The sequence below is a fragment of the Nonomuraea sp. NPDC049419 genome, from assembly GCF_040676995.1.
In the GTDB taxonomy this organism is placed as follows: domain Bacteria; phylum Actinomycetota; class Actinomycetes; order Streptosporangiales; family Streptosporangiaceae; genus Nonomuraea; species Nonomuraea salmonea.
On sequence record NZ_JBFAQB010000001.1, the window covers coordinates 1,134,129 to 1,144,535 of the forward strand.

General features: G+C 69.4%; 10 protein-coding genes and 1 pseudogene. 6 read left to right on the forward strand and 5 right to left on the reverse strand.

Annotated features, from left to right (window positions below; genetic code table 11):
* The first annotated feature begins 1 nt into the window (after window position 1).
* The 3 genes from AB0K12_RS05260 to AB0K12_RS05270 are packed head-to-tail and all read left to right on the forward strand — an operon-like array spanning window position 2 to window position 1,403.
* A complete protein-coding gene (locus tag AB0K12_RS05260) occupies window positions 2-415 on the forward strand; it encodes a roadblock/LC7 domain-containing protein (RefSeq protein ID WP_201760494.1) in 414 nt (137 codons plus the stop codon).
* A gap of 21 nt (window positions 416-436) precedes the next feature.
* Window positions 437-844, forward strand: a complete 408-nt coding sequence (locus AB0K12_RS05265; protein ID WP_245956307.1) for a DUF742 domain-containing protein — start codon at window positions 437-439, stop codon at window positions 842-844.
* Entirely contained in the window at window positions 825-1,403 is a 579-nt protein-coding gene (locus AB0K12_RS05270; RefSeq protein ID WP_355421430.1) for an ATP/GTP-binding protein, read from the forward strand. The genes AB0K12_RS05265 and AB0K12_RS05270 overlap by 20 nt, the downstream gene beginning before the upstream one ends.
* Window positions 1,404-1,459: 56 nt before the next feature.
* On the opposite strand, the gene AB0K12_RS05275 is transcribed toward AB0K12_RS05270, so the two are convergent.
* From AB0K12_RS05275 to AB0K12_RS05295, 5 genes are all read right to left on the reverse strand, one after another.
* Entirely contained in the window at window positions 1,460-2,203 is a 744-nt protein-coding gene (locus AB0K12_RS05275; protein ID WP_345397938.1) for an ABC transporter ATP-binding protein, read from the reverse strand.
* A 183-nt stretch (window positions 2,204-2,386) separates the two neighbouring features.
* Window positions 2,387-3,625: a flavin-dependent oxidoreductase gene (locus tag AB0K12_RS05280; RefSeq protein WP_364555757.1), complete on the reverse strand. Its 1,239-nt coding sequence runs from the start codon at window positions 3,623-3,625 to the stop codon at window positions 2,387-2,389.
* A 19-nt stretch (window positions 3,626-3,644) separates the two neighbouring features.
* On the reverse strand, window positions 3,645-4,433 hold the full coding sequence (locus tag AB0K12_RS05285; protein WP_364555714.1) for an ABC transporter permease: 789 nt from the start codon (window positions 4,431-4,433) through the stop codon (window positions 3,645-3,647).
* An 11-nt stretch (window positions 4,434-4,444) separates the two neighbouring features.
* Window positions 4,445-5,260 carry an ABC transporter permease gene (locus tag AB0K12_RS05290; RefSeq protein ID WP_364555716.1) on the reverse strand — a complete coding sequence of 272 codons (816 nt, stop codon included), beginning with the start codon at window positions 5,258-5,260 and terminating at the stop codon, window positions 4,445-4,447.
* Complete coding sequence (locus AB0K12_RS05295) at window positions 5,257-6,258, reverse strand: ABC transporter substrate-binding protein (RefSeq protein ID WP_364555717.1); 1,002 nt, start codon at window positions 6,256-6,258, stop codon at window positions 5,257-5,259. The genes AB0K12_RS05290 and AB0K12_RS05295 overlap by 4 nt, the downstream gene beginning before the upstream one ends.
* Window positions 6,259-6,921: 663 nt before the next feature.
* On the opposite strand from AB0K12_RS05295, the gene AB0K12_RS05300 reads away from it, so the two are divergent.
* From AB0K12_RS05300 to AB0K12_RS05310, 3 genes and pseudogenes are all read left to right on the forward strand, one after another.
* Complete coding sequence (locus AB0K12_RS05300; protein WP_364555719.1) at window positions 6,922-9,807, forward strand: nitrate- and nitrite sensing domain-containing protein; 2,886 nt, start codon at window positions 6,922-6,924, stop codon at window positions 9,805-9,807.
* Window positions 9,804-10,226, forward strand: a complete 423-nt coding sequence (locus AB0K12_RS05305; RefSeq protein WP_364555720.1) for a roadblock/LC7 domain-containing protein — start codon at window positions 9,804-9,806, stop codon at window positions 10,224-10,226. Before AB0K12_RS05300 ends, AB0K12_RS05305 begins: the two co-directional genes overlap by 4 nt.
* Window positions 10,226-10,407, forward strand: a pseudogene (locus AB0K12_RS05310) (DUF742 domain-containing protein); the annotation flags it as partial. The gene AB0K12_RS05305 and the pseudogene AB0K12_RS05310, both read left to right, overlap by 1 nt.

Consider the following 10,407-nt stretch of genomic DNA (forward strand, 5'->3'; position numbering starts at 1 on the left):
AATGAGCCAGGGAGCGCGCGGCATTAGCTGGCTGATCACGGACTTCGTGAACAACGTGCCAGGCGTCGCCCACACGGTCGTGGTGTCGTCTGACGGGTTGCCGCTGGCCTTCTCCGAGGGTTTTCCCAAGGACCGGGCCGACCAGCTGGCCGCCGTGGCCTCCGGCGTGATCTCCTTGACCCAGGGCGCCGCGCGGGTTTTCGAGGGCGGTATGGTGACCCAGACCGTTATCGAAATGCAGCGTGGGCTCTTGATGATCATGTCGATCAGTGATGGATCCTGCTTGGCCGTCCTGGCGGCTCCCGACTGCGACATGGGTCTGGTCGCGTACCAGATGACGTTGCTGGTCGAGCGGGCCGGTCAGGTGCTGACGCCGGCCGTACGCGCTGAGCTGCAAGCGGCCCGCCCCCGCTGAATCGGGCGGTGACAGGAGAACATGGTGTCAGGTCAGCAGGGTTGGGCTGGTGATAGCACTCCGCCGCATCCGGCGGCTCCCCGTCCGCAGAAGCCGAGCTCCTTGGTACGGCCCTATGCCGTGACCGGGGGGCGCACGGCGCCGCGGATGAAGTTCGCCATGGAGGCACTTGTGTCCTCCGTGACGTCTGAATACCAAGACATTTCCCTACTAAGTCCGGAGTATCAGGCGATCATTCAGCTGACTCGGAACGTCCGGTCGGTTGCCGAGATCTCCGCCCTTTTACGCCAGCCTCTTGGCGTGGTCCGGGTGCTGATCGCCGACATGGCGTCGGAAGGCCTGATCCGCGTGCACCAGCCTGCGCTGGACGCGGGAAAGCCGGACCTCAACTTGCTCGAAAGGGTGCTCAGTGGACTTCGCAGGCTCTAGCCCCGGCCTAACCTCGACGAAGATCGTCGTGGCCGGGGGCTTCGGCGTGGGGAAGACGACATTCGTGGGTGCGGTCTCGGAGATCCTGCCGCTCACCACGGAGGCGGTCATGACGGACGCCTCGGCGCACGTCGACGACGTCTCGCTCACGCCGAACAAGACGACCACGACCGTCGCGATGGACTTCGGCCGCGTGTCTCTCGACCGCGACCTGATCCTCTATCTGTTCGGCACGCCCGGGCAGCACCGGTTCTGGTTCATGTGGGACGACCTCGTCCGCGGCGCCATCGGCGCGGTCGTCCTCGTGGACACCCGCAGGCTCGCCGACAGCTTCCCGGCCATCGACTACTTCGAAGAGGCCAAGCTGCCCTTCGTGATCGGCATCAACGGCTGGGACGGCCAGTTCGCGCACGCCGAGGACGAGATCAGGGAGGCGCTGTCGATCGGCGACCACATCCCGATCGTGCGGCTCGACGCCCGGCAGCGCGAGTCGGTCAAGTCCACCTTGATCACCTTGGTGGAGCATGCCCTGACCCGCCACATGCATTCGCCGGTCTGACGACACGCCAGGGTGCCGCCCGATCGCCGGGTGGCACCCTGCTGCGTCGTGAGCGGCTAGACCGTGGCGTGGCCGCGGACGAGCCGGCCGACCTCGGCGCGCAGGTGCACGAAGTCGGGGTGCTCGCGGGTGCTGATCTGGTCGCGCGGGGCGGGCAGGTCCACCTTGAGGTCGCCCACGACGTGCGCCGGCGCCTTCGACAGCACGACCACCCGGTCGCCCACGTAGACGCTCTCGTCGATGTCGTGGGTGATGAGCACGATCGTCATCTGGTGGTGGCCGCGCACCTTCAGCACCAGGTCTTCGAGGTCCTCCCTGGTCTGGGCGTCCACCGAGCCGAACGGCTCGTCCATGAGCATCAGCGTGGGCCGGTAGGCCAGCGCCCGCGCGATGGCGACGCGCTGCTGCATGCCGCCGGAGAGCTGGAACGGGTATTTGCGCCCCGCGCCCTCCAGGCCCACCGACTCCAGCGCCTCCTGGGCGGCTTCGCGCCGCTGGCGCTTGTCCATGTTCTTGCGGCGCAGCGGCAGCGCCACGTTGTCGGCGACCGACATCCAGGGGAACAACGAGCGGCTGTAGTCCTGGAAGACCACGGCGAGGTTGTCGGGCGTCTGGCGGACCAGGTTGCCCTCGACCTTGACCTGCCCGCCCGTCGGGGTGATCAGGCCGGCGATGGAGCGCAGCAGCGTGGACTTCCCGCAGCCCGACGGGCCGACGATGCAGAGCAGTTCGCCCTCGGCGACGCTCAGGTTGAGTCCTTCGATGGCGTGGTGCGCGTTGGGAGTACCGCCGCCGTACACATGGGAAAGGTTCTCTATCTCGAGCAATGGAATTCCTAGGGGGGGCGAGACCGCGGGCAGTGCGGCAACTCTTTCAGAGTCGGAAATGACTCTAGCGGAGCGGTAAATGATGGACATGTCAGTCAGGTGAACCTATTCAGGGCGCGATCTTACTCTCGCCGGAACGTCACGGCCATCGACCGTTCACACACTCCAGGACTCCCTTTCGTTGAGGGCGCGCACGTCCGCGTCGGAGATGCGCCGCTGCGCGCCCGCCATGGCGGCCAGCTCCTCCTCGGCCAGCACGTCGCCGATCTCGGTGAACCCGTCGGGCGCACGCTCGGTCACCAGCGTGACCGTCTCGTCGACGGGCAGCGCCCGGTGCGCCAGCACCAGCTCGGACGTGGGCGGGCGGCGCTCCTCCTCGTACGCCGCGAGCGCGCTGTCCGGGTCGTCGTACGTCGCCAGGCACCGGGCCAGCACCCGCGCGTCGAGCACCGCCTGGGACCCTCCGTTGGAGCCGATCGGGTACATCGGATGGGCGGCGTCGCCGAGCAGCGTCACCCGTCCGCGCCCCCATTGCGGCAGCGGATCACGATCGACCATCGGATATTCGAGTATCCGGTCGGTGGCGGAGAGCAAAGCATGGATGTCGGCGAGGCGGTACTTCCATGACGAGAAATGCGCCAGCACCTCCGCCAATCTTCCCTCGCGGTACCAGTCGGCCTCGGGAACGGCTCCTGGCTCGCCCACCCTCACCTCGCCCACCTTCACCTCGGCCACCCAGTTGATCAGCCGCGGATTACGCGCCGAGATGTGATAAGTGACGAATTTCCCGGCCCGGTTGGAGCCGCCCACCAGGACGGTGGCGCCGTCCAGGATGGGCTCGCCCTCGGCCACCCCGCGCCACATCCGGATCCCCGACCACAGCAGCGGGCCACCCGCCGGCCACAGCCGCGCCCGCACCGCCGACTGCACGCCGTCGGCGCCGACCAGCACACCGGCCCGCTCCTCGACCACCCGGCCGCCCTCGCGCAGCGTGACGCGCACGCCGTCGCCGTCTTGTGCGAGGTCCTCGAACCTGACGCCCGTGCGCACCGGCACGCCCCGCTCCTCGACCGCCGCGAGCAGCGCGAGCTGCAGCTCGCCGCGGTGCACGCTGTATTGGGGCCACCGGTAGCCGGCCGACCTGCCGCGCGGCAGGGCCAGGATGACGTTGCCGTGCCGGTCGGCGAAGGTCATGAAGGTCGTCTCCACGCCCAGCTCCGCCAGCGCGCCGCCGAGACCCAGCTCGGTCAGCTCGCGTACGGCGTGGGGCTGCAGGTTGATGCCCACGCCGAGCGGCCGCAGCGAGCGGGCCGCCTCCACCACCACACAGTCGAGCCCGGCGGCGTGCAGGCTCAGCGCCGTGCTGAGCCCCCCGATGCCGCCGCCCACGATCATCGTCCGCACCTCAGGGACTCTAACCGACGAGGTCCCCGGCGGCGCGGTGCCAGGCGAGCACGCGCCGCTCGACGACCAGGAACAGCTCGTTGAGCAGGTAGCCGAGGATGCCGAGCAGCACGATCCCGGCCCACATGGCGGGCAGGTCGAACGTCGAGTACGCGTCGGTGAGCTGGAAGCCGATGCCGTTGGTGGTGCCGGGCAGCAGCTCGGAGAAGACCATGACGATCAGCGACAGCGACAGGGCCAGCCGCAGCCCGGCGAACATCTTGGGCAGCGCGGAGGGCACCACCACCCGCAGCAGCCGCTCGGCCCGCGACAGCCGGAACGCCTGGCAGGTCTGCAGGTGCAGCGGCTCCACCGAGCGGGCCCCGTCGGCGGTGTTGAGCAGCACCGGCCAGACGATGCTGAAGACGATGAACGCCAGCTGCATCCGCATCCCGAAGCCGAACACCACGAGGAACACCGTCACCAGCGCGGGCGGCGGGATCGCGCGCAGGAACTGCAGCACGCCGTCGAGGTAGTCGTACACCCGGGCCGACAGGCCGATCGCGAGGCCGAGCAGCACCCCGGCGAGTGCGCCGCCGGCGAAGCCCAGCGCCATCCTGCCCAGGCTGGGCAGGATGTTGCCGATGGCCGCGTCGGTCAGGAAGAGCGTGGCGGGCGAGCCGGAGAACCACATGGCGTGCATCCGGGTCACGATCGTGCTCGGCGTCGGGAAGAACGGGCTGGCGGCCAGCAGCGTGGCCACCTCCCACACCGCGATCAGGCCGGCCAGCACGAGGACGCGGAAGACGGCCGTACGCATGCCTCTCCTCCTCATGCGCGCTCCCCGAGCTGCTCGTGGTGCCAGCGGAAGGCGCGCCGCTCCACCCAGACCAGCAGGGCGTTGACGGCGACCCCGAACAGGCCCACCCAGAACACCCCGGCCAGGATGTCGGTCATGCGGGCGGGCACCGCGATGCCGGCGAAGAAGATGAACACGCCGATGCCCTCGCCGCGGCCCGCCACGATCTCGGTGCTCACGGTGAGGATGAGCGCCACTCCCGCGGCAAGCCTGACGCCCGTCAGGATGAAGGGCGCCGAGCTCGGCAGGCTGACGCGCAGCAGCACCGCCAGGCGGCCGAAGCCGTACGAGCGCAGCGACTCCTTGGCCAGGGGGTCGACGCCGCGCAGGCCGTACATGGTGTTGTAGAGGATCGGCCAGAGCGAGGCGTAGACGACGAGCGCGACACGGTGCTGCAGCCCCGTGCCGATCACCAGCGCCACCAGCGGGATCAGCGCGACCGAAGGAATCGGCCGCAGGAACTCCACCACCGAGCGGGTGGCCGCGTCGATGATCGGCACGCTGCCCAGCAGCAGGCCGAGCGGCACCGCGAGCACGGCCGCCAGGCACAGCCCGATCGCCCAGGCGAGCGCGCTGGTCAGGGCGTGGGCCTGGAAGGCGGAGTCGGCCAGCAGCGTGACCGCGCGGGTGACGATCTCGCTGGCGGGCGGCAGGAACTCGCGGTCGGCGAGCCCTGTCCTGCTGAGCAGCTCGATCAGCGCGGCGAAGGCGAGCGCCCCGGCCGCCCGGCGCGACCACCGGGTGGCCGGCGACGCCGGGCGGGCGGGGGACAGGGTCTGGGCGCTCACCCGGACGTGGTGGGCGACATGAGCGTCTTGACGTCGATGGCCTTCGTCAGCCACTTGGCCTCCAGCATCCAGTCGGCCACCCGCTGGAGGCGGACCGGGTTGTCGTTGCTGGAGAAGTAGGGGAAGGTCACCGTGGCGGCCGTGGCCGCGTCGATCTGCGTGAAGTTGGGCAGCACCTTGGCCACGACCTCACGGTTGTTGGCCATGAGCTTGCCCGCGTTGTGGATGGCCCGCTGGAAGGCCGCGGCGGTCTTCGGGTTCTCGTCGTACCACTCCTGGGTGCCGACGTAGCCGGAGATGGGGAACTCGGCCGCGGGACCCGAGGCGGGGTCGAGGATCTTGCGGGCGCCCATGGTGGCCGTGGCGGCGGTGACCATCGGCTCGCCGAGGTAGGCGGCGTCGATCTGGCCGCCCTTCCACGAGGGCATGATGTTCTGGAACGTCACCTGGACGTACTTGATGGTGGCGGGGTCGACGTTGTTGGCCTTGAGCACCTGGGTCAGGGCCAGCTCCTGGAAGTTGTGCAGGACGTTGACGTTGATCGTCTTGCCCTCCAGGTCCTTCGGCGTCTTGATGGGCGAGTCGGGCAAGGCCATGATGCTGAGCGAGTCGGGGGCCGCGCGAGAGCCCTCGGCCAGGATGCGCAGCTTCAGCGCCTGCTTGTCATGGGCGGCGAACATCGACACATAGTTGCCGAACATCGCGTCGATCTCACCCTTGACCAGCATGGGAATGGCCTCGGGAGCGGCCTGGACGACCTGTGGCGTCACCTCCAGGCCCTCCTTCTCGAACAGGCCCTGGTCGATGGCCACGTAGATGGCGGCGCTGTCGATCGCCGGCAAAGTGGCGATCTTGAGCTGGGTCTTCTCGAGCCCACCCGCCGCGTCCGCGGACGGAGGGGCGCTGGTGTTCGGGGCGCCGCCCGAGCTGCATGCCACGGCACCGAGCGTCAAAGCGAAGCCGATGATGGCGGCCCTGGCGGAACGGCCAAACCTCATGTCAGGGACTCCCTTCGGATGGAGCCAGGGGGGAACCGGGCGGCTTTCTGCTCCCGGGGACTGTGTGCCTGACGCACAACAGAGATCGACGGTAGCACCAATTGCCGGTCATTTATCGGAAAGCAGACACTTGAGGTTGCAATGTCTGTTTGTCGCTCTATCGTGAAATTTTGGCGGCCGTACGAGATCTTGACGTTTGTCTGTTTTGGGAAAGGGGTGTCAGCCGGGACTTCCGTTACCCATGATGCCGGTCGTTCGATCTCTTCTGCGAGTCGGGAGGTGGCTCGCGGAACGATCTCCTCTTGCCTGTTTCCGCTGGTCGTAGGTGGTCTACCGATTCTGTCATATTTTCTGGACATCTAGGGACAAACACCTCATCGGGGCACTAGTAGTGGTTGGCCCTTCCTCACCCGTGTGCTCAAATGACGCTTATCTCGATATGTCGCCGTACGAAATGTGCCCCACCTGCAATACCGCTGGTCCACCCGAGAATTTCCCTCAAAGGGCGAGAGGTTGCGAAGGCAAGTGAGAACGCAGAACGCTGAAGCTTCCGCTGACCGCGAGCCGCACGGCCATCAGAAGCGACGGCTGTCCAAACCTTCCTCCGGCAGGTTCGGACTGGGGAACTGGCATGTCCGGTCGCGCCTCATCGCGCTGATCGTCGTGCCCACCGCCGTCGCCGTCGGCCTGGGCGGGCTGAACGTCATCACCTCGCTCAGCGATGCCCGCACCTACCAGACCCTCAGAGAGGTCGCCGAGCTCAGCCAGCAGCTCGGGGCCGTCACCCACGAGCTCGGCTTCGAACGCGACGAGACCGCCCTCTACATCGCCCAGGGCCGGCCCGAGAACCGCGAGGCACAGCTGCGCACCACCTACAGCCAGGTGAACGGCCTCATCGACGAGGCCAAGCAGCAGGCCAACGCGCTCGGCGACTCCCACGGCGAGGCCGTGCGCCCGGTGCTGCGCCGGCTGGAGGAGATCCCGACGCTGCGCGAGACCGCGGTCAACGGCAAGATCCAGCCGCTGCCCATGATCAGGAAGTACTCGGAGATCATCTCGGCGCTCCTGCAGTTCCACGACCAGGTGGGCCAGGTGGCGGTGGACGACGAGGTGGCCGACTCCGCCAGCGCGATGGCGGCCATCTCCAGGGCCAAGGAGCAGGCGTCCAAGCAGCGCGGCATCCTCGCCGCCGCGCTGGACAAGAAGGGTTTCGACAGCGGCGAGCTGGACGCGCTCACCGACGCCAAGTCGCGCGAGGAGAGCGAGGAGACGCTCTTCGCCACGCTGGCCACCCTCGACCAGCTCGAGCTTTACCGCAACACCGTCGTCGGCAGGGACGTCGACCAGACCGACCTGTTCCGGCTGCGCGCGATGGCGCAGGCGACGGAGGGCGACAAGGAGCTGAGCATCAGTGGCCGCGCCGACCGCGACGTGGCGACCTGGGTCGACGTCAGCACCGGCAAGATCGACGCGCTGCGCACCGTGGAGCGGGAGCTGTCGTCCTCGGTGATCCTGCGGGCCAGGGGCCTGGAGGAGGGCGCCAACCGCTCGGCGATGATCTCTGGCGGGCTCATCCTGCTGCTGCTGATCGTGGTCATCGCGATCATCTCGCTCATCGCCCGCTCGCTCATCAGGCCGCTGCGCCGGCTGCGCCGCGAGGCGCTCGACATCGCCGGGCAGCGCCTGCCGGAGACCGTACGGCAGCTGCGCGAGAGCAGCGACGGCACGATCGGTCCCGTCGCGCCCATCGGGGTGGACACCCACGACGAGATCGGCGAGGTCGCGCGGGCCTTCGACGAGGTGCACCGCGAGGCGGTCCGGCTGGCGGGGGAGGAGGCGCGGCTGCGCAGCAACGTCAACGCGATGTTCGTGAACCTGTCGCGCCGCAGCCAGACGCTGGTGGAGCGGCAGATCACCCTGATCGACGGCCTGGAGCAGGGCGAGCAGGACGAGCAGCGGCTCGGCAACCTGTTCAAGCTGGACCACCTGGCCACCCGCATGCGGCGCAACAGCGAGAACCTGCTCGTGCTGGCGGGCCAGGACCCGCCGCGCCGCTGGAGCCAGCCGGTCAAGATCGTGGACGTCGCCCGCGCCTCCCTGTCGGAGGTCGAGAGCTACGAGCGGGTCGTGCTCCAGGTGCCCGACGGCGTGTCAGTGGCCGGCCAGGCCGTCAACGACGTCATCCACCTGCTCGCCGAGCTGGTCGAGAACGCGCTGTCGTTCTCGCCGCGCGAGACCAGGGTGACGGTGTCCGGCAGCAGGATCGACGGCGGCGGCGTGATGCTCTCCATCACCGACTCCGGCATCGGCATGACCCAGGAGGAGCTGGTCGCCGCCAACGAGCGGCTGATGGAGGCGCCCAGCGTGGACGTCTCCGTCTCCCGCCGGATGGGCCTGTTCGTGGTCGCGAGGCTGGCGCACCGCCACGGCATCCGCGTCCAGCTCCGCCCGCACAGCTCGGGCGGCCTGACCGCGATGGTGCTCATCCCCGAGAACATGCTCGGCTCCCAGGCGCCGAACTTCAGCGGCATGCCGTCCTTCTCCGGCAACCAGCCGCCGGCCCTGGCGGGCGCGGCGAGCGGCGGGCCACGAGGGGACGAGCCGTACTCGGGGCCCCATCCCGCGCCGCCCGCCACGGACTGGCCGCAGCCACCCGCGGTGCAGTACGGCCCCGGGCATCCGTCCTTCCCGTCGAGCCCGGAGTTCGGCTCCGGCTGGCCGTCGCCCAACCCGGAGGGCTCGGCCAGCTGGAGCCCGCCCCCGCAGGGCCAGGACGCCGGATGGAGCGCTCCGCCCGGCCAGGACGCCGGCGCGGGATGGGGCTCGCCCCCGTCAGGAGCGCCGGGCCAGGACCCCGCCTGGGGCGCCACCCCGCCGGCCAAGGACGGCGCCGGCGCGTGGGGCACGCCCCCGGCGTCCGGCCAGGACTCGGGCGGCGCGTGGGGCTCGCCCTCGTGGCAGCCCGACCCCACCGCCTGGCCGGCCGAGCCGCACGCCGGCGACGTGTGGACGCCGCCGCGCAACGCGTGGAACGGCGAGAACGGCCTGCCCAGGCGGCCCACGCCCGAGGCGCCGCCCGGCGGCTGGGGCAAGGACACCATGCCGCCGCAGCGGCCCGGCTTCGAGTACCAGTCCGAGCCTGGACTCGGCGGCGACCCGCCGCCGCGCACCGACGACCACCTGCCGATCTACTCGGCGGTGGAGTCGGCCTGGTTCGGCGCCAACGGCGCGAGCTGGGGCTCCTCCAAGGCGGACGCCGCATGGAGCGCGGCGGAGGCGGCCGCCCGCGAGCCCACCCGCGACGGCGCCACGGTGAACGGCCTGCCCAAGCGGGTCCCCAAGGCGAACCTGGTGCCCGGCTCGGCCGACACCGCCGCCTCGCCCAAGGGCGTCTCGCCGATGCCGACGGTCTCGCCCGACCGGGTGCGCAACCGGCTGTCGAGCTTCCAGCAGGGCTTCAGAGCAGCACGTGACGACATCACCGAGGGCAGGGCGTTCCCCTCAGGTCCCTCAGGCCCTAAGGAGAACGAAAGGGAGGAGGACGCATGAACGATCTCAGCCACGCGGCGCGTGGAGTCGACTGGCTGATCACCGACTTCGTCAACACGGTCCCCGGCGTCGCGCACGCGGTGGTGGTCTCGTCCGATGGTCTGCCGTTGGCGGCGTCGGCGGGTTTCCCTGCTGATCGTGCTGATCAGCTGGCTGCGATCGCGTCGGGTTTGGTGTCTTTGACGCAGGGTGCGGCGCGGGTGTTCGAGGGGGGTGCGGTCAATCAGACGATCGTGGAGATGCAGCGCGGGCTGATGCTGATCATGTCGATCAGTGATGGTTCGTGTCTGGCTGTGCTGGCGGCGCCGGACTGTGACATGGGTCTGGTGGCGTATCAGATGACGCTGATGGTCGATCGCGCCGGTCAGGTGCTGACTCCGGCTGTGCGTGCGGAGCTGCGCGCCAGCCAGACCAGGTGATGTACGTGTCGGACCCCAGATGGAACAGCGGCGGTTGGGCTCCTCCACCTCAACCTCAATCCCAGTCGCAGCTGAATCCCGACCCCGCCTCGCCCGTCCGCCCCTACGCCGTGACCGGTGGACGGACGGCGCCGCGGGTCAAGCTGGCGATGGAGGCCCTGGTGTCGTCGGCGACCGCCGA

What these genes read in the sequence shown, in the direction of transcription:
- AB0K12_RS05260 (WP_201760494.1), top strand. Translation starts at nt 2, where the DNA reads ATGAGCCAGGGAGCGCGCGGCATTAGCTGGCTGATCACGGACTTCGTG.
- AB0K12_RS05265 (WP_245956307.1), top strand. Translation starts at nt 437, where the DNA reads ATGGTGTCAGGTCAGCAGGGTTGGGCTGGTGATAGCACTCCGCCGCAT.
- AB0K12_RS05280 (WP_364555757.1), bottom strand. Translation starts at nt 3,625, where the DNA reads ATGATCGTGGGCGGCGGCATCGGGGGGCTCAGCACGGCGCTGAGCCTG.
- AB0K12_RS05285 (WP_364555714.1), bottom strand. Translation starts at nt 4,433, where the DNA reads ATGCGTACGGCCGTCTTCCGCGTCCTCGTGCTGGCCGGCCTGATCGCG.
- AB0K12_RS05295 (WP_364555717.1), bottom strand. Translation starts at nt 6,258, where the DNA reads ATGAGGTTTGGCCGTTCCGCCAGGGCCGCCATCATCGGCTTCGCTTTG.
- AB0K12_RS05305 (WP_364555720.1), top strand. Translation starts at nt 9,804, where the DNA reads ATGAACGATCTCAGCCACGCGGCGCGTGGAGTCGACTGGCTGATCACC.